Genomic DNA, 24,542 nt, shown 5'->3' with positions numbered 1-24,542 from the left:
TCCCCGCTTTCAGAGCTGGTAGCCATATGGTTACAGCTTTTAACTTGCCCCAAAGCAGGCGTCTTATTTATTAAGCTTTCGCATTTCTCACATTTTCCATCATCGCTTCGCGATAAGGCGCCGCCAATAGTTTGGACACCTGGAAGCAGGACGTGCACACATAGACGTTCAGCTCGAACGGCGGCTGAAGCAGTGGCGCCCCCAGCGCTTCCGGCTTGGCCGGCTTGAAGCCCGATCCGGATACCGTCTCCGTGCCGGCAAGCAGCATATATTCACGGCAGTGCGGACATTCCGGGACTTCCTCCTGGCTGTGCAGGACCTGGTCGACGCCTTCCTGATAACGAAGCGTATCCGTATCGCTGTACAGCACGCCTCCATCATCCCAACCGAAGTTGGACCAGCCCTTTTCTTCGGGCTCTTCCTCATCCTCCCGCTCTCCGGAGGCGGTCCCTTCGTCTTCTTCCTTTTCCAGCTCGATATTGAGCGTGCGGTAATTATTCAGCTCATTATGGCAATGCGGACATTCTTCCTCCGGGCCCAGTTCCTCATCCCACATGATCTCCGTATCGCACCAAGGACATATTGTTTTGCCGGTTTCGCTCATCGGCTTCGACTCCTTTTCACCCTATATTTCTCCAATAAATAATCCCGATAATGAAAAATATCGCAGCCAGCGCAAACAGCGCGCCCCATAAATACTTCATTCCGCATCCCTCCCCAGACGTCATGGAGATCAACCCGCGGCGTCAGGCGGCATCACTTGATGCTCGCCCCGATAATATAGGACAGCGAAATGGAAATAATCATCGCCAACAGTCCGACCGCCCGGTTATCCTTCTCGATCTCTTCATCCAGCCGGAAATAAGGCATCAGGAAGCCGAATAAAAAGTAGGCGGCAAGCAACAGCACGTATCCGAGCGCAGCCCATAGCAAGGATGTGTACAAAGAATCCCTGGCCACGATTCCGAAGCGAAAAATATTGCATATCCCGAAGATTTTACCGGACGTGGCCATCGCAACGCTGAGATTCCCCTTGCGGATCTCATCCCAGCACTTGTATCTCGTCACCAGCTCGAAAATGGACAACAGCAGCACTAAAGCCAGCACGGCTACGGAAAAATAAGCAATCATGGATACGTAAGGATTGCTCAGCCATTGTTCAATCATCACTTCCACGGTGCTCCCCCTTTGGTCTCCAGATATTTTACTTCAACTCAGCTACGGTCACTCCCGTTCCGCCCTCTCCGAAGCTGCCGAGACGGAAGCTCTTGACGTGCTTGTGCTTACGTAAAAATTCCTGAATTCCGGAACGGAGGATACCGGTTCCCTTTCCGTGAATAATATAGACCTGCCCCAGATTGCCGAGCAGCGCCTCATCGAGGAAACGGTCGACTTCCATTAATGCTTCCTCCAGGTTAGCCCCCCGCAGATCGAGCTCGGAACGGACCGTTTCTCCCCGGGTCCGCTTCACATTCGCGCCTGACTGCGCGGTCTTTGCGGCGGTTTTCGCCGAAGAGAGCAGCTCCAGATCGTCAAGCGGCACCTTCATCTTCATGATGCCGAGCTGAACGACCGCTTCCTCGCCGACAAGCTCGACGACGCTGCCCTTTTGATTCAAGCTGTACACCCTGACGTCGTCCCCCGCTTCAATGCGGCGGACCGGCTTCGCGTCCCGCTTCGGCTTCGCAGCCAGCTTCGCCTCGGGCGCAGCCTCATCCAGCCGCTTCCGCGCTTCCGTCAGCATATGCTCCTTGACCTGAACTCCTTCCATCGCCAGCTGCCGCAGCTCGGCGATGATCTCCTGGGCTTCGCGGCGGGCCTTGTCCACAATGGCGCGCGCCTTCTCTTCCGCCTGCTGCTGCCGCTTCTCCCGCTCCGCCTCCTGCTTCTCCAGCTCGCGGGCCAGCTTCTGCCTCATCGCTTCCAGCTCCATGCGCAGCTTCGACGCCGTCTCCCGCTCCGCTTCGGCCTTCAGCCGGTTGTCCTCCAGCGACGCGATCATCGTCTCGACGCGCATATCCTCTTCCGTCACTTCGCCGCGCGCATGATCGATAATCGGCTTCGGCAGCCCAAGACGCTCCGCAATCGCGAACGCATTGCTTCGGCCGGGAACGCCGACCAGCAGCCGGTAGGTCGGGCGCAGCGTCTGGATATCGAATTCCATGCTGGCGTTGATGACGCCTTTGCGCTCATAGGCATACGCCTTCAGTTCGCTATAGTGCGTCGTCGCGACCATCCGGCAGCCCAACCGATGAATATGCTCCAGAATGGCAATCGCCAAGGCAGACCCTTCGGCCGGGTCCGTACCCGCTCCGACCTCGTCCAACAGCACGAGGCTCTTCGGCGTCATTTGCTCCAAAATGCGAATAATATTGGTCAAATGGCTTGAGAACGTGCTCAAGCTCTGCTCAATGCTCTGTTCATCGCCAATATCGGCATAGATGGCATCGAAGACGCACATCTGGCTTCCATCCTCCGCCGGGATGAACAGCCCCGACATCGCCATCAGGTTCAACAGCCCGATGGTTTTCAAGGTGACCGTCTTTCCGCCGGTGTTCGGACCCGTGATCAGAATCGACGTATAGGAATTCCCCAATTCCACGTCGATCGGCACGACCTGATCGGCCGGGATCAGCGGATGCCGGGCCTTCCGCAGCTTGAGGAACCCCCGGTCATTCATCCGCGGCAGGGAAGCCTTCATTTCCCGCGCAAGGCGGGCCTTGGCGAACATGAAGTCCAGCGTCTCCACGGCCCCGGTATCATACTCCAGCACATCCGCAATCCAGCCGATCTGCTCGGTCAGACGGGACAAAATGCGCTCGATCTCCCGCTCCTCCCGCAGCTTGGTCTCGCGCAGCTTATTGTTCATGGCCACGATCGCCTCCGGCTCGATGAACAGCGTCGCGCCGGAACCGGATTGATCATGGACGATGCCGCCGTAGTGGCTCCGGTACTCCTGCTTGACCGGAATCACGTACCGGTCGTTGCGGATCGTAATCAGCTGCTCCTGCAGCATTTTAGCCGCGTTCGAGGAGCGTATCATCGACTCCAGCTTCTCCCGGATGCGCGTCTCGCCGATACGGAGCTCCCGCCGGATGGCCGCCAGCTCGAAGCTGGCCTGGTCGAGAATCTCGCCCTGCTCGTCGATGCATTGGCGGATGTCTTCCTCCAACTGCTTCTGATCGCTAATCGTGTCCGCCAGATCATGCAATAACGGGATCGCTTCCTCCTCATGCACGGCGGCAATATGGCGCTTCGTTCGCCGCGCCGCGAAGAGCAGCGCCGAAATATCCCACAGCTCGGTGGAGCTGAGCATCGCTTGAATCCGCGCCCGCTTCAACGCTCCCCGAATATCCTTCACTCCCGCAAGCGGAGGTCCGCCCTTGAGGCGCTCGACCGTCATCGCTTCGTCGGTCGCCTGCAGACGCCGCTTCACTTCCTCGAAGTCCGAGCTCGGCCTCAGCTTCAGCGCGGCCTGCTCTCCCAGCCCGGTCGCCGCATGTTTGGCAAGGAAAGCTAGTATTTTATGGAAATCCATCGTATTCAATATTTTTGAATCCACAACCAGTTCGACTCCTCTCGGTGTCCATTATAACGAAACTCACTTTTGATAGCTATGATGTCTGAACCTGCCACTAATGTTTATCGAGGAAAAGGTTACACTAATTGTTGCACAACCTATACCCTTTCAAACGAGTAAGGAGGAAAGTCCATGAATTTTCTCGGCCATGTCGTTCGATTTATCGTCGCGGCAATTGTATTGATGGTCACGGGCTGGATTGTGCCGGCGTTTTCCGTAGGCGGCTTCTGGTGTGCCCTGATCCTGGCCTTGGTAATCGCATTGATCGGCTGGATTGTCGAAGGCATCTTCGGCAAAAAAGTTACGCCGTTCGGACGCGGAATTGTCGGCTTTCTGGCCAGCGCCTTGGTCATATATGTAGCCCAATTTTTCGTCGGCGGCGTAACGGTTAGCGTTCTGGGCGCCATTCTGGCCGCGCTGGTCATCGGGTTGATCGACCTGTTCATCCCGGTTGCGTCTCCGTTTGAAGCCGGTAAAGAATCGCAACCCGGACGGTAATCCTTTTCCAAGTCCATACTCTCCCCCTCGTCAGCCGGCAGGCCGGCATTGACGGAATTCCTTGCACGCATAGGCTTGGCAATCCATCAATGCATCCGCTACACTGGACTGATAAGGGGGATGAGCATGAGACGCAGCAGGCTATGGACGATAGGAGCCGCCATTTTGCTTAGCCTTGGGCTGGCCGCATGCGGGGGAACGCAAGCGGATACACCAGCGGCCGCAAGCGAAGCCGCGGATGCCGAATTGGTCATCACAGCGACCAACTACCAGTTCGATCAGCCGGAATATCATATCAAGGCGGGCGAGTCCGTTCGCATTATTTTGGAAGCGAAGGGCAATCACGGCCTTGAAGTGAAGGAACTGGGCCTGAAGCTGGACCCGAACCAGACCGAGCAAGTCATCACGCCCGACCAGCCGGGTACTTATGAATTCTTCTGCACCATCATGTGCGGGCCGGGCCACAAGGACATGCGCGCGAAGCTGATCGTCGATTAACGCACCGGCCGCGCCAGGCAGACAGAGGCCGCCGTCCTGCCCTTCGGGGAGACGGCGGCTTTTGCATGCGGCGCGCTCGGTTCGATCAGAGACGGATGCACTGTGCCCAATTACAGCCATTGCGCCCAGGTGACTGCCTGCGCCATCGCATCCGGTATCCATGCCCCGGTCCATTCCATCCAGACGGATGCTGCCGCCCAATCGCGAATCGCGCCGGCCGGCCAAGCCCGGAGCATCACGTACAAGATGCACCAGAGAAAAGCGAATTGCACCAATCCCAACAAGGCGCCGACCAGCCGATCCACGGCGCGCACCGGTTTCACCGCGGTCAGCTTCTGAATCGCGAACCGGATGAGCCACAGCCCCGCCATCGCGAAGGTAAAGAGCAGAATGAACGCGATCACCGCATGCACCGTGTCCAACAAGGCCGGGGATAGGGACGATGCTGTCCCGCCTGTTCCTGTGCCGCTTCCGGAATCGGGAGTAAACACCCGCCGGCGCACCCAAGGGACGAAATCTTCGTAATACCGCGAAGCGACAATGAACGACACGATACATCCAATGAGGGACAAAAGCTGGGATTTCATGCCCCGCCATGCCCCCCATGCTACCGATGCCGCTGCTGCCGCCGCGAGCACATAATCCAGCCCGTTCCAGGCGGCGAAAGCATTCGCGATATCGCCCCACAGTCTATGCAAAAATTCCAAGATGTCTATATCCATATTTGCTTCCTTTATCCGAATGTGCTCAAAAAGGCCGCTTTTTGAACATCACGATTAGTTAACGTCCTGCTCTATCAATTCCAGCCATTCATTGAACTCGCTCTGGAGCTTCTGATATTCGTCCTTCAGTTGAAGATAAGCCTCCTCCGTCTCCTTGGCCTGCTGCCGCTCCATATCGCGTTCCACCTGCGACAGCCGGAATTGATGGGACAGAACTTCGAATCGCTCCTGAATCTGCTTCAGCTCCTCAAGCTGCTCCTGGCCGCTCTGCTCGGCAGCCTGCAGGCTGCGCAGCTCGGCTTCCGCTTCCCTCAGCCGCCGCTGCAATTCATCCCGTTCTTCGTTCCAGGCCTTGAACGCCAAGGACCAATCCTGCTCCTGCTCCGCCCGCTCGTCGGCCTGAGCCTGCCAAGCGGCTTCGGTCCGCTTCCATTCTTGCTCCCGGGCCTGGAATTGCTCGAAATGCTCCTGCCACTGCCGCTCGCGCTGCTCCCACTTCTGCTCCAGCTCCTGCCAGTGAGCTTCGCGGGCTTGCAGCTTGTCCTGCCATTCCGCCTCCAGACGGCTGCATTCCTCTTCCCGCCGGGCGGTCTGCTCGCGCGCTTCCAACAGCTCGCGCCGGGCCGTCTCGACCGCTGCGGCAGCCTCCTGCTGCGCTTCCTGCACGGTCTCGGCAGCCGCCTTCCAAGTGAGCGCCTCCGCTTCAAGCTGCCGGTTCTTCTCCTCCAGCTCGGCGATCAGCTCATCATAGGTCTGCTGCTCCTGCGCTTCCTTCGCGCGCCATGCGCTGCGCTCCGCTTCATGCTGCTCCCGCAAGGCGGCGATAGCCTGCTCGCTCTGCGCGCGCCACGCGTCCCGCTCGGCCTCGAACTGCTCCTCCAGCCCCCGCTTGCAGCTCGCGAGCTCCGTTTCCCGCTCTTCGGCCGCCTGCTTCCGCCACGCTTCGATCTGCGCTTCGCGCTCCTCCGCATGCTCCAGCAGTTCGCGTTCGCGATCTTCCGCCTGCTGCAGCATCTCCATCGCGTCGGAGAGCGACTGCTGCAGCTCGGCCGCATTCGCATGGGCCTCGTCCCGAACCCGCATCAGGCGCTCCATCTCCACCTGGCGGGCCCGATCCAGCTCTTCCGCCCGGCTCAGGCGGCCCTCCAGCTGCTGGATGCGTGCCGCCGCTTGCGCCAGCTTCGCATCCGCTTCCTCGCGAAGCGCCTGCTCCCCGGCCAATGCTTCCGCATGCTCCTTCGCGGCCTCGGCCGCCTTCGCTTCCGCCGCCTCGCGCAGCGCTCTCTCCTCGGACAGCGCCTGCGCATGCTCCTCCGCGGCTTCGGCCGCCTTCGCTTCCGCCGCCTCGCGCAGCGCTCTCTCCTCGGACAGCGCCTGCGCATGCTTTTCCTCCGCTTCGAGCTGCAGGCTTGTCATCGCGTCCACATCTTCGGCATGGCGATTATACACCTTCTCCAGTTCCTCCGCATGAGCCGCTTGAAGACGAGTCAGCTTGTTCTGCCATTCGCCGCTGCTCTGCTCCAGCTCCTCTTGATGCGCTTCAAGCCATTGCTCGCGCTCGGCCTCATGCGCAGCCTGCAGACGGTCGATCTCGGCGTGGAGCTTCTCCAATTCGGCGGCCGCCTGTTCCTCCGCTTCGCGCTTCGCCTGCTCCAGCGAGGTGGCGTGCTCCGCGGCCCAAGCTTCTCGCTCCGCCTCCAGCTTCTCCTCGGCTTGCTTCAGTTGGAGCGCATGCGCCGACTTAAGTGCGGCCAACTGTTCCTGCTGCTGCTCCTTCAGCTTTTCCATCCGTTCATGGAAGCTGCGTTCGAGCTGCTGCCGCTCGACTACGGCCTCCTGACGCACGTCCTCTTGGGCAGCCTCATATTGCTCCGTCAGCTCGCTCAAGCGACGGTTCAATTCTTCATCATGCAGCCGCGCCTGTTCGGCGAGCTGCTGCCTTGCCTGCTCTTCCAGCTGGCGCGCCCGTTCTTCCGCTTCCGCTGCCTGCGCCGCCAACTGGCCTTCCCAAGCGGCGGTCTGCTCGGCAAGCTGTTCCTCCCAGATCGTCGCTGTCTCCTCGGCCAACTGCTCTGCCGCCGCGATCTTCTCTTTCCATTCCGCCTCCCGGGCAGCCAGCTTCCCGCTCCACGCTTGCTCGCCGGCTTCCAGCTTGGCCTGCCAGCTCTTCGCCTGAGCGGCCAGCTTCTCGCTCCAGCTCCGCTCCTGTTCGGACAGCTTCTGCTTCATCTGCTGTTCGTGCTTCGCGGCGGCTTGCTCCTTCTCCGCCACCGCCTGCTTCCACTTGCCTTCCAGCTCCTGCAGCTTGCGCTTGGTCTCTTGCTCGCGGGCCGCCGCGGACTGCAAGCTGCGTTCCGCTTCCTTCAACTGCTGGCTCAGCTTCTGAAGGCGTTCATCGGCCTGCTTCTTCTGCTCCGATAGCTGCTGATTCGACTCCTTCAGCTTGGCCGTCTCCGCGCGCAGACCCGCCGTTTGCTTCTCGGCGTTCTCCTTCTCCGCCGTCAACGCCTGCTGGAGCTCCTTAATCTGCGCTCCCGTCTCCTTCCGAAGATCCTCCAGCGCCCGTACCGATTGCGACTTCACCCGTTCCAGCTCCCGGGTCAGCTCCAGGCCGGCCTGTTCCTGCTCCTGCAGAGATTGGCTGATCCGCGCATGGTCATCCTGTATTTTCTGCACTTCTTCCGCAATATGCACGGCCGCAAGGACGGCGATGCGCGTCGTGTCCAATCGGGAATTGACGTCCGAGATGGTGCGCATGCGTTCGTCTACCATAGCGGCGATGTTTCTCATGTATTCCTTGCTCGTCGTTCCTACCAATTTATACTGCGTTCCATATATGTCAACCGTAACCCGATGCTTATTGTCCGGAGTGGTCATTCTAGCGTCCTCCTTGCCATCATGTCGCCCTGGCTTCCTGATGCTGCCAAGCGCTGACAATATCTATACTTCCTACCCTATTAGGTTCGGCGTGACAAGCATCATTTCCTTCTCGGTCTCCACAGAAATGTCTTGTTTTCCTTGCGAAAAAAGAGCCTCGAAGCAGGCATTAACGATTCGGCCTCTCAGCAAGAGGAAAGCGTTGCTGCAAGATGATGATAGAAAAGCGGACTGCCCGCTCCCCCATTAGGTCAGAGGGACGGCAATCCGCTTCCTTCATGTCATTCTATTTGCGGAGCTCCGCCTCGAAGCCGGCTTCCAGCGCGGATATGACACGTCCGTGAATCTCCGTAATCTCTTCGTCGGTGAATGTCCGTTCCGGATGGCGGTACGTGAACGAGATCGCTACGCTCTTCTTGTCCGCCGCAATCCGATCCCCGGTATAGACATCGAATACGCGGACCGATTCGAGATATTCTCCCGCCGCGTCCTTCGCCGTCTGCACGAGCTCGCCGACCGCCGTGCCGCGATCGACGACGACCGCGATGTCGCGATCGACAGCCGGGAAGCGAGGAAGCGTCTTGTAGACGATATCGGCCGAAGCCGCTTCAATCAACGGCTTCAGATGAATTTCCGCGACATAGGTGTCGCCCAGATCTTTATCCCGCTGTACCTCCGGATGCAATTGGCCGATGATGCCGAGCCGCTGCTCTTCCCCGTTCGCCTGGAGATACATCGTCGCCGATCGGCCCGGGTGCAAGCCTTGCGGGCGGTTCGCCTCATAGCGGATCTGTCCCTCGAGGCCGAAATGCGCCGCCAAGCTGTCGACAATCCCCTTCACATCATAGAAATCGACCGCTTCCGCCGCGATATTCCATTGCGGCGCCCGGCGCGCGCCCGCCAACAGCAGGCCAAGCACCGGCTCCTCCTGAGGAATCTCCGTCAGCGTTTCCTGCGGCGTCATGTACAAGCTGCCCAATTCGAAAATCTGAATGTTGTCCGATTTGCGGTTCCGGTTGTACGCCGCGACATCGAGCATGCTCGGCAGCAGGCTCGTGCGGAGCACGCTGCGTTCCTCGCTCATCGGCATCAGCAGCTTGACCGGAACGGCATCCGCCGCCACCGCTGGGAACAGCTTCGCTTCCGCCGGATGCGTGAACGAGTACGTGACGGTCTCATGCAGACCGTTGTCCGTCAGCAGTTGGCGGATAGCGCGGCGGATCCGCTGCGGCTTCGTCAGATGGCCCGGCGTCGTCACGCCTTCGATTGCCGTCGTCGGAATCCGGTTATAGCCGTAAATGCGGGCAATCTCTTCAATCAAATCGACTTCGCGCGTAATATCGCCGCGCCGGCCCGGTACCGTCACCTGGAATGCGTCCCCGGACGGTTCCGATTCGAGGCCGAGCCGGTCGAGAATCGCCTTCACTTCCTGCGGCTGGAGCGAGGTGCCAAGCAGGCGATTCGTCTTGTCCAGCGTAAGCGTGACGACAGGGCGCTCATGACGCTGCTTCATCTCTTCGACGATGCCTGCGGAGACCGTGCCGTTCGCCAATTGGCGAATCAATTCGGCCGCGCGGTTCAAGGCCGGGATGACCGCTTCCGGGTTCGCTTCCTTCTCGAAGCGGAGCGACGCTTCGGAGCGAAGTCCGAGCTGACGTGACGTTCTGCGCACGACGCTCCCCGCGAAATGGGCGGATTCCAGCAAAATGTTGACCGTCCGCTCCGTTACCTCCGAATTTTCGCCGCCCATCACGCCCGCGAGCCCGATCGGCTTCGATCCGTCCGTAATGAGGAGCATATGCGGCTCCAGCTTCCGCTCTTGCCCGTCCAGCGTCACGAGGGTCTCGCCTTCGCGCGCGTAGCGGACGTCGATCGTGCCTTCGTTCAATTGGTCGGCATCGAACGCATGCAAAGGCTGCCCGTATTCCAGCATGACGAAATTCGTCACGTCCACGATATTGTTGATCGGGCGCACGCCCGCCGCCAACAGCCGGTTCTGCAGCCACAGCGGGGATGGCTGAATCGCCACATTGCGGATATAGCGGGCCGCATAATGAGTGCAGCCGTCCGCTGCGCTGATGCTGACGCGGATCGCATCCGATGCCGGCTTGGAAGCATCCTCTACCACCTGCGTATCCGGCAAGCGTAGCGGGCGCTCGAGCAGGGCGGACGTCTCATACGCCACGCCCAGCATGCTCAGGCAGTCCGAGCGGTTCGGCGTCAGATCCAGCTCCAACACATGGTCGTTCAGACCGAGCACATCCGCGATAGGCGTTCCGACTTCGGTGCTCTCCGGAAGCACGAGAATCCCTTCCTGCATTTCCTTCGGCAGCAGCTTGTCGTTCATGCCGAGTTCTTTTGCCGAGCAGATCATGCCTTCCGACTCGACGCCGCGCAGCTTCGCCTTCTTGATTTTCATGCCGCCCGGCATGACCGTCCCGATCAGCGCGACGGGAACCTTTTGGCCGGCGTCCACATTTTTGGCTCCGCAGACGATCTGCAGCACTTCGCCTGTTCCGGCATCCACCTGGCACACGTTCAGCTTGTCCGCGTCCGGATGCTTTTCCTTGGACTGGACGTAACCGACAACGACGCCGCTTACTCCTTTGTTGCGATTTTCGATGACATCAATCTCGATGCCGGCTTGCGTCATCCGCGCCGCCAATTCCTCGGCGGTCACGCCGGTCACATCGATATATTCCGATAACCATTGGTAGGATACGTTCATGGCCGTTCTCTTCCTTTCCTGTGAGAAGTAATCCCTTCCGGCTTACATGCGAGCAAATTGCTGCAAAAACCGCAGGTCGTTCGTATAGAAATGGCGGATATCATCCACTCCGTACTTGAGCATCGCAATCCGTTCCACGCCCATGCCGAAAGCGAATCCGGTATACTTCTCCGGATCGTACCCGCTCATCTCCAACACGCGCGGATGAACCATACCCGCTCCCAAAATCTCGATCCAGCCGGTCTGCTTGCAGATTCGGCAGCCGCTGCCGCCGCATTTCACGCAGGTGACATCGACCTCCGTGCTTGGCTCGGTGAACGGGAAGAAGCTCGGACGGAGCCGGATCTGCATATGCGGGCCGAACATTTCGCGCGAGAACTGAAGAAGCGTGCCCTTCAGATCGCTCATTCGGATATTTTCGCCGATCACAAGACCCTCGATCTGATGGAACATGAACGAATGCGTCGCATCGTCATCATCGCGGCGGTATACCCGGCCCGGGCAAATGATTTTGACCGGCACCTCGCCCTTCATCTTCTCCATCGTGCGCACCTGAACCGGCGACGTCTGCGTCCGCATCAGCAGCTCCTCCGTAATGTAGAAGGAATCCTGCATATCGCGGGCCGGATGATCCTTCGGCAGGTTCAGCGCCTCGAAGTTATAGTAATCATGCTCGACCTCCGGTCCTTCCGCTACCGTATAACCCATGCCGATGAAAATGTCTTCAATCTCCTGAATGACCTTTTGCAGCGGGTGAATCGCTCCCTGCGTCATCGGACGTCCCGGCAGCGTCACGTCAATCGTCTCCGCCTGAAGACGCCGTTCCGTCTCCTCGCGCTGGAATTCCGCCTGCTTCTCTTCGATGAATTGCTCGATGGCTCCGCGCACCTCGTTCGCCACCTGGCCGATGAGCGGACGCTCTTCCGCGCTCAGACCGCCCATGCCGCGCAATATTTCAGTAAGCGCCCCTTTTTTGCCAAGAAATTTGACGCGCAGCTCGTTCAAATTGTTCGCATCCTTTACTTGCTGCAGCTTCTCCAGCGCTTCGGCGCGCAACGCCTGCAAACGCTCTTTCATGGTGTCAACCTCCCTTTCATTTTCAGCACAAATCCATATTAAAAACAAAAAAGCCTTCTCTGTCTCAAGGGACGAGAAGGCCGTGGTACCACCCTTATTAGACATCACGCGCTCCGGCATGGCCGGGGCCGCGGGCTGTCTCACTTGATACGACGATAACGGGTCGTTCGCCGGGAGCCCCTACTGGCACAGGCGGTGCCTGCCGTTCAAGGCCCTGCTCCGGAGTGAATTTCGGCAGTCCATGTCTTCAGAAGCGCTCTCAATCGCTGGCGCATCCTCCCTGGGAAGCGGTGCTGCGTACTTGTCTCCATCTTGGCAGTTGCATGGATACGTATGCGTTAGATTAAAACAATGCTGTTGACTATAGTCAACGCGTTACATTTCAAGTATTATAGTCAACTCGCCGCTGTTTTGCAAGTCTAATTCGCGGAGTTAGTTGTTCTTCTGTGATAATGTCACCCTATAACTGTTCTGAGATAATGTCACTATGGATAATGATATTGACGAAGCAGAAATGAAAAAGGTACTCGTTGTGGAGATAATCATAGATGGACGGATGACGAACAAAGAGGGAGCGGCAGCGTTGGGGTTATCAGAACGCCAAGTCATTCGGCTGAAAAGAAATACCAATCCGGAAAAGGAGCACAAGAACTTATACACAAGAATCGGGGAAAACGGCCACGCCACGCCCTACCCAATGAAGTGAAGGCACGAATCGTTGAGCTGCACACAGCCAAGTATTACGGGAGCAATTGCTGACACTTCGCAGAGCTTCTGCAGGAGCATGAATCGTTGACACTGAGCGCTTCCAGCGAAAGACGCATCCTTCTAGCTAGCGGGCTTAAGCAGGCCAAGCAACGGCGCCGCAGTAAAGCCCATCAGCCACGAGAACGTAAACCGCAAGCAGGCATGCTGTGGCAGATTGACGCAACTTCGTATGCCTGGTTGGAGGATCGGGCTTCGTCCTTTACGCTGCATGCTGCTATTGACGATGCAACAGGTACGGTTGTCGGTGCCGTCTTTCGCCCAACCGAATGCAGAGAAGCCTATTCCTTCGTCATGCAGCAAGGTATAGAGAAGTACGGCATTCCACTCGGGCTCTACAGTGATCAGCACACAATTTTCCGGTCGCCTAACGAAAAATTGACGCTAGAGCAAGAGCTCGCTGGGGAGACCAAACCGCTCTCCCACTTCGGCAAAGCGATGGCTGACTTGCATATTGAGCACATCAAGGCAATTACACCACAAGCCAAGGGACGGGTGGAACGTCTCTGGCAAACGTTCCAGGATCGCTTGGTGATCGAACTGCGGCTTCTTGGCATCAAGACGCTGGAAGAGGCGAACGCGGCTCTGCCTAGCCTATTGCAGAAGCACAATCACAAATTTGCTATAGAGCCTAAAATGACCGATTCGGCTTACCTGAAACTTGATCCATCTATCGATTTAAATCATGTGTTCACGCTTCGCCATTATCGGCAACTCGGGACCGGAAACACCCTCTCGTACAACGGAAAGTGCTATACCCTTGCCCAGCCTGCTTCCCTTCGTCTAGATGCAAAAACGACGGTTGAAGTGCGGGAGACGTTAACAGGGGACGTATTATTGTGGACCAAGGCCAGCCCTGGGCACGGAAAGAAACGCAGAAGCCACAGCGCAAAACATCTGGATCAAAAAAGGCGAGTTCTGCGTCGCCACGCAAACCCGCCCAGAATATCCGTGGAAAACCACGTATGATACAACTAAAAGTAAGCGTACCACAAAAAACAGTGCGTTCCAAGATGCAATGTATTCACAACATAATAGCTATGCAGAGGTCACCTGGTAAGGCTGACCTCTGATCACACAAGTGACATTTTCATAGCACAGTTAAAGTGACATTTTCACAGACAATTGACAGAGGCAATTGCGGTTGTCAAAACGAAGGCATTTCCCGAATCTACATAATTAGAGCCAAAAGAGATTTCTTCATTGTTCGCATTGCCACGAACTTCAGGTGTTTCTTTCCTTAAATGATAAAGCAAAAAAGATGATTGAAAGTATTAATGAAACAAGGACCAGCTTATTATCGGTAATGCTAGGGTAAGTTGGAGTAGTATCATAACCATTAGCTTGTCCTATCACAGCGAGAGATGCTGCGATTTTAGCGGCTATCCTTTCCAGAGTAAACAGAAAAACGCTGCATAGAAACAAAAGTAATCCCGTAGTTGAATATTTCATGCTGTTCCGCCTCCTCTTTACATTATTCTTCATGAACACGCCTATTTGATTCACTAAATTATATAACAAAACGAAACATGTTTTGGCTAGAAGAAGTTGAGATAGATCCGTTGCAACCCGAATCTCTCTTCATCTCCCAACAAAACATCCCACGTGATGACGCTCGTGGAACGGTATTACTTACCGAAGTGACACATAACACCTTGAACAAAATTTACGCGCTTAATCTTCATATCCCAAACACTTTGAGACTAGCATTTGCCTCGTCTTGGCTAAGAATAGATTGAAGGATGATTTTGTTTGTTCAAACGATTGAATTAGAAATGACGGTATTTTTTAAGTAATGACGTGCATACATAGGGCCCAAGCTCCTCTAATTTGACGCTTCGGCCTACTCTCATTCACTACTATTCTCATCTCAAAACTTGAAATCGGTGCTGGTGAATTCGAGCATTCCGTCCCGTGTCACATCTGGATACCGTATATTCCTTAGCTCATTCTAAGCAAGAAAGGAAGCAGGATCGCTCCCTTTTTAAGGGGGCGATCCTGCTCTTTATCGGATATCTCGACTCCATTCTATATAATGGGTTGGCTCTTGATAAGTGCCTTTGTAAGGGCCATATGAATCTCCAGAAGGCCATCCAACCCCATCCACGGAAAATTCCCCATAGTCTTTGAATCCTGTAAAATAATAATTTCTAGAAACATAAGGAGAATTTTCAGATGGACCACTCCAAGTTTGTTCTGTGGTATATGTGTTTGATTTTTCGTCCGTTATATTGGATTTCAATTCACTAGAAGCTCCGGATGGTATCGAAACTCCTCCACTCCAAGATATGCTTCTGGTTACCTTTTTTGTGACCGTGGTCGTTAATTTTTTCGTTGCTCCTCGTGCGACAGAAATAATTAATTGTGCCGAATCTGGATTGTCATGCGTGATATTACTTTTAACAACACTCCAGTCAACTCTCACATCATACCAAGTAGAAGGTTTGATTTTTTCTGCATCTTGTGAAACAGGTGATACATTGTTTTTCGGATATGCAGGAGAAACATTATATATAGTCACTTCTCCTCCCCCTGCTGCTTGTGCTTGTCTGGCGATAATCCGCATCTCTTCTTGGGTTACTTTACCAACTGCATTATCAGATAGCTTAATAATTGTGTTCACTCCATCAACTTGCAAACTTTGGACACTGAAAAGTGTAGAATCTTTTGGTGTAATTTCTTGAGCTGATGAAGCAGCAGCAAACATAGAAAATACCAGGCAGAAAGACAATGAAAAGCTAACAAGCTTCTTTTTCAAAATATCTCCCTCCAAAAGATTTTTAGTTGAATACAACATACAACAATCATAATACCATAGATACCCATCATTTCAACCATTTTTTTGGAAAATAAACATTCATGAACTCTCGTTCGCAAACCTAGCATGAAAATAGCGAGGGTTTAGTGGTCGGACCTATTTCCCATACTGCTACTACATGACGCGAAACACGTTCTTTTTAATGGTGGTGTAACCCCGACAAATAAACTGTTGAGGATGAGTTCTGTGTACAAACCTGTGCTGGCTCTGTATGCCCAATCAGAGAACCGCGAACAGAAAAATGCTCAAGCTCGAATTCATCCGCCGTCATGTATTTCAGTTATGGAGGGAAGCCAAGATGGAAGTATTGCTTGAACGCTGTGCTGGAATGGACGTTCACCAAGAGACAATCGTCGTTTGTGTGATGACCACAGATGCTGCGGGGGAGGCCCACAGCGAGATCCGAACCTTTGGAACGATGACCAAACATCTTTTCGAACTGCTTAAGTACCTGGAGTCCCAAGGCGTTACACACATCGCAATGGAGAGCACGGGAATCTATTGGAAACCTGTCTACAACATCCTTGAAGGCTACTTCACCGTCGTACTGGCGAATGCGCAGCGCATTAAGAATGTTCCTGGCCGCAAGACGGATGTTTGTGATGCCGAATGGATCGCGAAGCTGCTTCGAGTCGGTCTAATTGAGCCCAGCTTTGTGCCATCCGAGGACTTAAGGGAGCTACGGGACCTCTGCCGACTTCGAAAAAAACGAATCGGCTCCCTAACAGCGGAGAAAAACCGAATCCAGAAGTATCTTGAAGCAGGTAACGTCAAGCTAGGCAGTGTCATCTCAGACGTATTCGGTGTATCCGGGCGCAGTTTGTTGCAACGCTTAATCGAAAAAGGTTACGTTGACGCGGAAGATGTTGAAGCGAGCGTCAAGGGTTCGATCAAGAACAAAAAAAGTGAAGTTACTGACTCTCTTTTTGGCACGATGACCCCGCATCAAATTCGATTGATTAAAGATTGTTGGGAGCATATCGAATACTTAGAGAAGTCCATTGCTCGGTTGGAAGCCGAAATTAACGATCACTTGGAGCCCTATCGGACGGAGTACGAACTGCTTCAGACCATTCCAGGTGTTAGCGAACGAACAGCTGCAGCACTCCTTGCAGAAATCGGGGCCGATATGGAGCAATTTCCATCCGCAGATCACCTTTCCTCTTGGGCTGGCGTAGCACCCGGCAACCACGAGAGTGCAGGCAAAAAAAAAGTACAAAAAGCGTAAAAGGCAATCCTCATGCAAAAGTGACACTATGCGAAGCGTCTTGGGCAATCGCTCGCTCACGAAACACGGTCTTGGCAACAAAGTTCTGGAAGATTGCTTCACGACGAGGAAAGAAAAAAGCTTGCATTGCCATTTCACGTAAGATACTTATCATTGCTTACCACATGCTGAAGAACAAACAAATTTACATCGAAGGTGGACCACAAGCACCACTCATGCAGATCAACTAACCTTACAGCATTGACGAAACATAGCGATTTTAAACAAGGCCCCTTCAAAGAAGGTGGACCGGGCATCTTATGGTCATTTCTCAGAAAATTGCTGCTTTTTAAAGACGATAATCGTTCATGAGTGCGTTTGGATTTTCACAGAAAAAAATTGTTGATCATAATAAAAGAAAAACCCTAATTCAGTGATTACATTCCAGGGGTGCTATAAAAATACTTGAGATTAGCAAAGAATGTACGTACGCTTTCATCTATTATTCATCTAGCCATGGAACTCTGACCTGCCCTCGTAGATTGTTCTTGATACTCCTAAGAAGGAATATCGTCACGGTACTTGAGTAACAGCCAATATAAACGCTTTCACTCACGACTGCCCCCTTTCCCCGCCTCATTTCATCTCTATAAAATTACTACTTAAATTGAGCCAGGTAATGTAGCTTTTATCGGACTTTGTCCAACTGAGAGGCCTCGAAAAGTTTTTCTCCACCGAAAGTCACTCCCAAAACGCAAGGAGATGAGGAGGAATCAAATTTTCCGTATTTTTTATAAAATCGATTCCCAATCCCCTTCCTAATTGTAAAAAAGAACGCCCCATTTTTATTATGACGTATTATATTAAAAATATGCGATTATATATTACACATCATTTATTTATTGTGATATACTGTATCGTGAAAAAGAAACCAATTATGGATCCACTCTGAAGGAGGAATTCGACAATGGCTTTACCTGTTGCCATCAACGGCATGGGCCGCATCGGCCGTCTCGTGCTGCGCCGCGCTATGGATGAAGCGCATTCGCCGTTCGCCATCCGGGCCGTGAACACTCTTTATCCCGCCGCCACCATCGCGCATCTGCTCAAGTACGACTCCATTCACGGAAAATGGAACGCGAACATCGCCGCTGAAGGCAATACGCTCCTTATTAATGATACGCCTGTTCAGGTCGTCGCAGAAGCCGATCCGGCCCGGCTGCCCTGGCAGTCGCTCGGCATTCATACCGTCATCGATGCAACCGGCAAATTCACGGACCGCCCGGGCGCTTCCAAACATATCGAAGCCGGCGCGGAGAAAGTCGTCATCACCGCTCCAAGCAAAGAGCTCGACCTGACGATCGTGATGGGCGTCAACGAGCATATGTACGACGATAAAAGCCATCATCTTGTCTCGGCCGCATCCTGCACGACAAACTGTCTCGCGCCGCTGCTTCATCTGCTCGATCGCTCGTTCGGCGTCGCATCCGGCTGGATGACCACCATTCATTCCTACACCAATGATCAGAAGCATCTCGATAATCCGCATAAAGATTTGCGACGCGCGCGGGCATGCACGCAGTCCATCGTCCCGACGACCACCGGCGTAGGCAAGGCGCTGGCCGGCATTCTGCCGCATCTGGCGAACTCGGTGCAAGGCATCTCGGTTCGCGTGCCGACGCCGGACGTCTCGCTCGTCGATTTGACGGCCGAAGTGAAAACTTCCGTGACCGCGGACGATGTCCGGCTCGCCTTCCTGCATGCGATCCGCGACGGGCATGATCGTTATCTCGAATGGTGCGACGAGCCGCTCGTCTCCACCGACTTCATCGGCAACGACAAATCGGCCGTCGTCGACGGGATGTCGCTTATCGCCCATGATCGCCACATTAAGCTTCTCGCCTGGTATGACAACGAATGGGCCTACGCGGCCCGGGTCGTCGACTTGACCCGCCACGTTGCGCTGGAGGGAGTGAAAGGCTCATGCAAAACGGCAGCTGCCCGGTAATGCTGGGCGCTATTCTATGCGAACGCTGCGGTACCCTTTTGGAGGAAATCGATACCGAGAAAGTGATCGTGTACTATCATCGGTGCGACGACTGCGCCGTCTGTTCCAAAATCGATAAAATCGGGGGCGAATCAGAATGAAGCCGAATTGGATCTGTCACTTCCGGCATGGCGATGCCGGCATGAAAGCGCTGTTGGGCGGAAAGGGAGCCAATCTCGCGGAGATGACGCGCATCGGGCTGCCCGTGCCGCCGGGCTTCACCATTACGACGGAAGCGTGCCGATCCTACTACGCGCAGAACCGGCTGCCGGACGGCCTGATGGACGATGTGCGCGCCGCGCTGCAAGCCGTCGAGCTCATGCGCGGCCAGCGGTTCGGGGATGCCCGCAATCCGCTTCTCGTCTCCGTCCGCTCCGGTTCCGTGCATTCCATGCCCGGCATGATGGATACGATTCTCAATCTCGGACTGAACGATAAGACCGTTCAAGGCCTCGCTTCCGCTACGGGCGACGAACGCTTCGCCTATGATTGCTACCGCCGCCTCATTCATATGTTCGGCAATGTCGTGTCCGGCGTCGAATCGGGCGATTTCGAGCGCATCCTCGCCGAAGTCAAGGCGGAAAGCGACGCGCGAACGGACCAGGCTCTCTCCGCCGACGCCTTGCGTGAGGTTGTCCGGCGGTATAAGCAATATTTGGAGGAAGATGCAGGCGCACCGTTCCCGCAGGACGTGCATGTTCAGCTGAGGTTGGCCATCGAAGCCGTGTTCCGGAGCTGGAACAATCACCGCGCGCAGGTGTACCGCAAGCTGCACCAGCTCTCCGATGACGAGGGGACGGCCGTCAACATCCAGTCGATGGTGTTCGGCAACCGCGGCGCGGACAGCGGGACGGGCGTGCTGTTCACCCGTCATCCGTCGACGGGCGAGAAGCTGCTGTTCGGGGAGTATTTGACCGATGCGCAGGGGGAGGACGTCGTCGCCGGCACCCGGACGCCGCAGCCGATCGCCAAGATGGCGGAGGAAATGCCGGAGCTGTACCGGCAGCTTGTCGAAGCCGCCGGCCAGCTGGAGCGCCATTATCGAGACATGCAGGATATCGAGTTCACGGTCGAGCGCGGCAAGCTGTTCATCCTGCAGACGCGGGCCGGCAAGCGAACGGCGCAAGCGGCCGTCGCCATCGCGGTCGCGCTCGTGCAGGAAGGGCTGATCACGGCGCAGGAAGCCTTGCTGCGAATGGATGTCGCGCAGCTGGAGCATCTGCTGCACCCGTCCATTGCGCCCGATGCCGCGATTGACACCGTGGCGACCGGCCTGCCCGCCTCGCCGGGAGCCGCTTCCGGCCGCATCGTGCTTGACGCCGACGAGGCTGAGCGGATGGCCGCCGCCGGCGAACGCGTCATTCTCGTCCGGCCGGAGACGACGCCGGAGGACATTCACGGCGTGCTCGCGGCGGAAGGCGTGTTGACGAGCCGGGGCGGCATGACGAGCCACGCGGCCGTCGTCGCCCGCAGCATGGGGAAACCCTGCGTCACAGGTTGCGAGGAGGTCAGCTTCGACTTCGCCAAGAAGCAAATCGCCATTGGCGCTCGCACCTTCCGCGAAGGCGACCTGCTGTCGATCGACGGCGCGACAGGACGCGTCATTGCCGGAGCCGTGCCGGTCGTCGACGCGGAGATGTCGGATGAATTCCAGCAGGTGCTGGAATGGGCCGACCGCGAACGCGAGCTGGGCGTCTATGCGAACGCGGATACGCCCGGGGACGCCGCCAAGGCGCGTGCGCTCGGGGCCGAAGGCGTCGGCCTCTGCCGGACCGAGCATATGTTCATGTCCGCGGATCGGCTTCGCATCGTCCAGGAGATGATTCTGGCCGAATCGGAGGCGGAGCGCCGGAAGGCGCTCGCGCGGCTGCTGCCGCTCCAGCAGGAGGACTTTGAGGGCATTTTCGAGGCGATGGACGGTTATACGGTCACGATTCGGCTGCTGGACCCTCCGCTCCATGAGTTCCTGCCGAATCTGGAGGAGCTTGTCGTCCGGCAGACCGAATGGAAAGCGACCGGAGCCGGAACGGCCCGCGAACGAAAAGAACTGGAGCGCCTGATCGCCAAGGTGCGTTCGCTGCATGAGCTGAATCCGATGCTCGGCCAGCGCGGTTGCCGGCTCGGCATTCTGTTCCCGGAGATCTATGAGATGCAGACGGAGGCGCTGTTCCTCGCCGCCTCCCGCATGCTGCGGAAAGGCGTGCGCGTGCAGCCGGACATCATGGTGCCGCTGGTCGGCCACGCCGCCGAGCTGAAGCTGCTGCGCGAGCTGATCGAGCGCACGGCGGAGCGGGTGCTCGGTCCGGAACGGCGCAACTGCGCATACCGCATCGGCACGATGATCGAGGTGCCGCGCGCGGCGCTGACGGCGGGCCAGATTGCGGAGCATGCCGACTTCTTCTCGTTCGGCACGAACGATCTGACGCAAATGACGTTTGGCTGCAGCCGCGACGACGCGGAGGGCAAGTTCCTCGCCCACTACGTCGACCGCCGCGTGCTGGCGGCGAACCCGTTCCAGGTGCTCGACACGTCCGGCGTCGGCCAGTTGATTGAGCTGGCCGTGGAGCGCGGCCTTGCCGCCAATCCGCAGCTCAAGACCGGCATCTGCGGCGAGCACGGCGGCGAGCGCGATTCGATCCTGTTCTGCCATGCGACGGGGCTCGATTATGTAAGCTGCTCGACGTTCCGCGTCCCGCTCGCCCGCATCGCCGCCGCCCAGGCGAAGCTGCTGCACGGAAGCCGGAACAAAGCTTCCCTGCATTCGATATCGGTGTAGATAGGGCCTGCGGATAGGGCCTGCGCAAGCGGGGCAGCAGGCTGTCGGAATGATCCCCGGCAGCCTGTCACAGCTTCCGTCATGGGGGCTTATACAGCGGGAAGGAGCCATTCGGCCATTGAATCGAACTGAGGAGTTTGGAAGGTTGGCCAGTTCGTGAAGGATTTCTAGGAAGATGAACTGGCTATTCTGTGACTTCTACTTTCTTCGAGGCAGTGTGAATGGAGTACATTTTGCTTTTCCCATCTACATGTACCGTAAACTCAGCAAGCGCCGAGACTTCATACATACCCGGATGCTGAATCTTGTATGTATAATTTTCTGAAACAAACGCTTTGCCAGTCAAATTCCGATTCTTACCCCCATCCGTAACCGCGTACGAGTTGATCTCCTTCCCGGTTCCATCCTTAATCGTATACACAAACAATTGCTCCCGACTGGTTATGGCGAGTTTTTGTTCCGCTTCTTGCTTTAATTCCGCTTTGATTGTAAAGACCTCGTTGATTCCCACTTTTTGCGGAAGGGAGAGATGCGCCGAGAACAGTTCTACTTCCCTATTTTCCATTGTAAAAGAGCCTCCCTCCGTACCCGAGTTCGCCGATCGCTCCACATTCAAGGGCTGACATCCGAGACACGCAAAAAGAACCATAGCAACCAACCATTTTTTCAATTATTATCCACCTCCTTTAACAACAGACGTACCAGCTTCGTTTTTGTTGCAGTCCGTCAGGTCCGAGAAGGCATCCCCTTCTGACCGGACGGGAGAGTGATGCTAAGGATCTGCGGAACAGCCGCCTTCCTTGTTTCAAAAACCGTCCCCCCTCCTCTGAAAACAACAGCGACAATCGACCGCAGACTATCCTTTTATCAGGAAGTGAAATTCCTCTTGTTTATTTCCTTCCAGGATGTGATACAATAAGCGCAATAGCGGCTTTCATGCCGTCTATCTTTCATATTAATGAAAGGGTTGGGTGAGGGGCTACGATGGAAAGCAGGTATTCGATTGGTCCACCAAGAAAGAGAGAGACCATCGCATGCAAAGGAGAATGCTTCACCTAATCCAGCTGTCCGCCTGAATCCTAGCGATTGGCGGCGGGAGCTGTTAGCGGGAATCGTATCTTTTTTTGCGATTGTCTATATTATTATTGTCAATTCATCGATATTGGCGGATGCCGGGATTCCGCAGGAAGCCGGTATTATCGCCACCGTGCTCGCGTCCGCGATCGGCTGCTTCATTATGGGCTGGTGGGGCAAAGCGCCCCTGATCATCGCGCCGGGGATGGGAATCAACGCGATGTTCACGTACACGCTCGTTCAGGGCATGGGGTTGACGTGGCAGCAGGCGCTGGCCGTCACCGCGATATCCGGCATTTGCTTCATTGCCATTAGCATGACTTCGCTCGTCGAGAAGCTGAGAACGGCCATTCCCGCTTCATTGCAGGAAGCGATCTCGGTCGGAATCGGTCTCATGCTCGTCCTCATCGGATTGCAAAAGGGCGGGGTCATCGTCTCGGATCGCTCCTCTATAATTGCGGTGCAATCCTTTGCCGATCCGGGCGTGCTGGTTACGCTGTTGACCTTGGCGTTGACATGCATTCTGTACATGCGGAAGGTTCCGGGGAATCTGCTGCTGGCGATTAGCGGTGGGACCGTGCTCTCCTACCTGTTCGGAGCCGTGCCGACGAAGGCGGCGGCCGGGGGCGGAGGCTTTTCCTGGTCCACCTATGGGGATGTGTTCGGGCAGTTGACCGTGAAGGGCCTACCCGTCGCGACCTTGATTGTCGCGGTCTTCTCGCTGACGCTTGTCATCGTGTTCGAGAGCGTCGGACTGATTAACGCGCAGTTGAATATGAGCGGCCGACAGGAGCGTTTCCAGCGCGTCGTTCAGGCCAACGCGGTCACGGTCTTCCTGAGCGGGATTTTCGGCACAAGTCCGACGGTCTCGACCGTGGAAGCGGCCGCCGGCATCTCGTCCGGAGGAAGAACAGGCTGGACTTCGATCGTCACGGGAGTGCTGTTCCTGTTGACGTTCATTGCGATGCCGGTCATCACGCTCGTTCCGGATCCGGCGGTAGCGCCGATCCTGATCTTCATTGGCGGCTTGATGATTCCCGCCGTCCGGAATATTTCCTTCGAACGGCTGGAGGAAGGCCTTCCCGCCTTCTTCATCATCGCGTTCATTCCGCTGATGCACAGCATCGTGGACGGAATCGCGATCGGCTTCATCAGCTATGCGCTGTTCCACCTGGCGGTGGGCAAAGGGCGCCAAGTCAAGCCCCTGTTCTATATCATTTCGCTTCTGTTTGTTATGCATTTTGTGCTGCAGACGATATAGGCGAAGCAATGGCAGAAGCCCGCTTCGGACGCATCGGCGTTCGAGCGGGCTTTGTGAGTTCCTTCGCGAACAACGGGAGAGCATCGGTATCGGCAAGTATAGTCCCATCCGGAGCCATACGTCCCCATTGGCCGCTTGCAGTCAAGCTTGGATGGCCGCCTTCCCGCCTTGACGAAGCTTTGCTTCGAGATCCTGGATCATGCGCTGCTCGACATTTTCCAGCCGGTAGAACAGTAGCAGTCCGATACACATCAGCAGATAAACGGGATCCAGACGAAATTGAACTGAATGGCTGCCAGTCCGGATACCGCCTGCTCCTGGTTCGGCGCATATTGGCGCTCGCCAGAACCCATGCGACCAAGGCGCCGCCGATTCCCATGCTGAACCTTGACGCCGAAGGAGCTTGAGGCTGTCAGCAGCCCTTGAGCCCTGACGCCGGATCTCCACTCCCCATAAGCAACGGTGTCGGCCAGCATCATACGGTCAATCCGAGGCCGACCTTGCCGGCCACGACTGCTCCGACCAACAGCGGGATCGAGCTTGCCAGCGCCGCCCTTACATGGCCAGTTGACTAACAACCCACCGCCATCCTAAGCAAGGCCGTATTACTCTTC

17 protein-coding genes and 2 pseudogenes are annotated in these 24,542 nt (G+C 56.0%); 8 read left to right on the top strand and 11 right to left on the bottom strand.

Going from position 1 to position 24,542, the window contains the following annotated elements; translation table 11 throughout:
* Nucleotides 1-70 precede the first annotated feature (70 nt).
* The 3 genes from OCY70_RS16735 to OCY70_RS16725 all read right to left on the bottom strand — a co-directional run bounded on the left by OCY70_RS16735 (nucleotide 71) and on the right by OCY70_RS16725 (nucleotide 3,562).
* Nucleotides 71-604 (bottom strand): hypothetical protein, encoded by a 534-nt coding sequence (locus OCY70_RS16735; RefSeq protein ID WP_213429217.1) that lies wholly within the window; start codon nucleotides 602-604, stop codon nucleotides 71-73.
* Nucleotides 605-756: 152 nt separating this feature from the next.
* Nucleotides 757-1,176, bottom strand: a complete 420-nt coding sequence (locus tag OCY70_RS16730; protein ID WP_197254619.1) for a DUF350 domain-containing protein — start codon at nucleotides 1,174-1,176, stop codon at nucleotides 757-759.
* Nucleotides 1,177-1,204: 28 nt separating this feature from the next.
* Nucleotides 1,205-3,562, bottom strand: coding sequence for an endonuclease MutS2 (locus OCY70_RS16725; protein WP_213429216.1), 2,358 nt, complete (start codon nucleotides 3,560-3,562; stop codon nucleotides 1,205-1,207).
* 150 nt (nucleotides 3,563-3,712) lie between these two features.
* Between OCY70_RS16725 and OCY70_RS16720 the strand changes: the two genes are divergently transcribed.
* Both OCY70_RS16720 and OCY70_RS16715 read left to right on the top strand, forming a co-directional pair.
* Nucleotides 3,713-4,078, top strand: coding sequence for a phage holin family protein (locus OCY70_RS16720; RefSeq protein ID WP_213429215.1), 366 nt, complete (start codon nucleotides 3,713-3,715; stop codon nucleotides 4,076-4,078).
* Nucleotides 4,079-4,204: 126 nt separating this feature from the next.
* Nucleotides 4,205-4,576 (top strand): cupredoxin domain-containing protein, encoded by a 372-nt coding sequence (locus OCY70_RS16715; RefSeq protein ID WP_249725325.1) that lies wholly within the window; start codon nucleotides 4,205-4,207, stop codon nucleotides 4,574-4,576.
* Between the two features lie 110 nt (nucleotides 4,577-4,686).
* Here OCY70_RS16715 and OCY70_RS16710 read toward each other — a convergent pair whose 3' ends face one another.
* The 4 genes from OCY70_RS16710 to pheS all read right to left on the bottom strand — a co-directional run bounded on the left by OCY70_RS16710 (nucleotide 4,687) and on the right by pheS (nucleotide 11,980).
* Nucleotides 4,687-5,283: a CvpA family protein gene (locus tag OCY70_RS16710; protein WP_261944989.1), complete on the bottom strand. Its 597-nt coding sequence runs from the start codon at nucleotides 5,281-5,283 to the stop codon at nucleotides 4,687-4,689.
* A 69-nt stretch (nucleotides 5,284-5,352) separates the two neighbouring features.
* Nucleotides 5,353-8,175, bottom strand: a complete 2,823-nt coding sequence (zapA, locus tag OCY70_RS16705) for a cell division protein ZapA (RefSeq protein ID WP_213429213.1) — start codon at nucleotides 8,173-8,175, stop codon at nucleotides 5,353-5,355.
* Nucleotides 8,176-8,461: 286 nt separating this feature from the next.
* On the bottom strand, nucleotides 8,462-10,903 hold the full coding sequence (pheT, locus tag OCY70_RS16700) for a phenylalanine--tRNA ligase subunit beta (RefSeq protein ID WP_213429212.1): 2,442 nt from the start codon (nucleotides 10,901-10,903) through the stop codon (nucleotides 8,462-8,464).
* A 42-nt stretch (nucleotides 10,904-10,945) separates the two neighbouring features.
* Complete coding sequence (gene pheS, locus OCY70_RS16695) at nucleotides 10,946-11,980, bottom strand: phenylalanine--tRNA ligase subunit alpha (protein WP_213429211.1); 1,035 nt, start codon at nucleotides 11,978-11,980, stop codon at nucleotides 10,946-10,948.
* A gap of 499 nt (nucleotides 11,981-12,479) precedes the next feature.
* On the opposite strand from pheS, the pseudogene OCY70_RS16685 reads away from it, so the two are divergent.
* A pseudogene (locus tag OCY70_RS16685) lies at nucleotides 12,480-13,805 on the top strand (ISNCY family transposase).
* Nucleotides 13,806-13,969: 164 nt separating this feature from the next.
* Here OCY70_RS16685 and OCY70_RS16680 read toward each other — a convergent pair.
* Together OCY70_RS16680 and OCY70_RS16675 are read right to left on the bottom strand one after the other, a co-directional pair.
* Entirely contained in the window at nucleotides 13,970-14,197 is a 228-nt protein-coding gene (locus OCY70_RS16680; RefSeq protein ID WP_213429210.1) for a hypothetical protein, read from the bottom strand.
* A gap of 553 nt (nucleotides 14,198-14,750) precedes the next feature.
* Complete coding sequence (locus OCY70_RS16675; protein ID WP_213429209.1) at nucleotides 14,751-15,503, bottom strand: hypothetical protein; 753 nt, start codon at nucleotides 15,501-15,503, stop codon at nucleotides 14,751-14,753.
* A gap of 358 nt (nucleotides 15,504-15,861) precedes the next feature.
* Here OCY70_RS16675 and OCY70_RS16670 point away from each other — a divergent pair.
* The 4 genes and pseudogenes from OCY70_RS16670 to ppdK all read left to right on the top strand — a co-directional run bounded on the left by OCY70_RS16670 (nucleotide 15,862) and on the right by ppdK (nucleotide 21,593).
* A pseudogene (locus OCY70_RS16670) lies at nucleotides 15,862-17,021 on the top strand (IS110 family transposase).
* A gap of 716 nt (nucleotides 17,022-17,737) precedes the next feature.
* Nucleotides 17,738-18,778, top strand: a complete 1,041-nt coding sequence (gene gap, locus OCY70_RS16665) for a type I glyceraldehyde-3-phosphate dehydrogenase (protein WP_213431136.1) — start codon at nucleotides 17,738-17,740, stop codon at nucleotides 18,776-18,778.
* Nucleotides 18,754-18,918, top strand: coding sequence for a GapA-binding peptide SR1P (locus tag OCY70_RS16660; RefSeq protein ID WP_213431135.1), 165 nt, complete (start codon nucleotides 18,754-18,756; stop codon nucleotides 18,916-18,918). Before gap ends, OCY70_RS16660 begins: the two co-directional genes overlap by 25 nt.
* The gene (gene ppdK, locus OCY70_RS16655) at nucleotides 18,915-21,593 is read left to right on the top strand and encodes a pyruvate, phosphate dikinase (protein ID WP_213431134.1); all 2,679 of its coding nucleotides are present in this window, start codon (nucleotides 18,915-18,917) and stop codon (nucleotides 21,591-21,593) included. The genes OCY70_RS16660 and ppdK overlap by 4 nt, the downstream gene beginning before the upstream one ends.
* Before the next feature lie 184 nt (nucleotides 21,594-21,777).
* On the opposite strand, the gene OCY70_RS16650 is transcribed toward ppdK, so the two are convergent.
* Entirely contained in the window at nucleotides 21,778-22,263 is a 486-nt protein-coding gene (locus tag OCY70_RS16650) for a hypothetical protein (protein WP_213431133.1), read from the bottom strand.
* 333 nt (nucleotides 22,264-22,596) lie between these two features.
* On the opposite strand from OCY70_RS16650, the gene OCY70_RS16645 reads away from it, so the two are divergent.
* A complete protein-coding gene (locus OCY70_RS16645) occupies nucleotides 22,597-23,928 on the top strand; it encodes an NCS2 family permease (protein ID WP_261944988.1) in 1,332 nt (443 codons plus the stop codon).
* Nucleotides 23,929-24,179: 251 nt separating this feature from the next.
* On the opposite strand, the gene OCY70_RS16640 is transcribed toward OCY70_RS16645, so the two are convergent.
* Nucleotides 24,180-24,506 carry a hypothetical protein gene (locus OCY70_RS16640; protein ID WP_213431132.1) on the bottom strand — a complete coding sequence of 109 codons (327 nt, stop codon included), beginning with the start codon at nucleotides 24,504-24,506 and terminating at the stop codon, nucleotides 24,180-24,182.
* Nucleotides 24,507-24,542: the final 36 nt, after the last annotated feature.

The sequence above is a fragment of the Paenibacillus melissococcoides genome, from assembly GCA_944800085.1.
Taxonomy (GTDB): Bacteria; Bacillota; Bacilli; order Paenibacillales; family Paenibacillaceae; genus Paenibacillus_B; species Paenibacillus_B melissococcoides.
The sequence above is the reverse complement of the archived record's forward strand: the minus strand, read 5'-3'. Positions and strand labels throughout refer to the sequence as shown.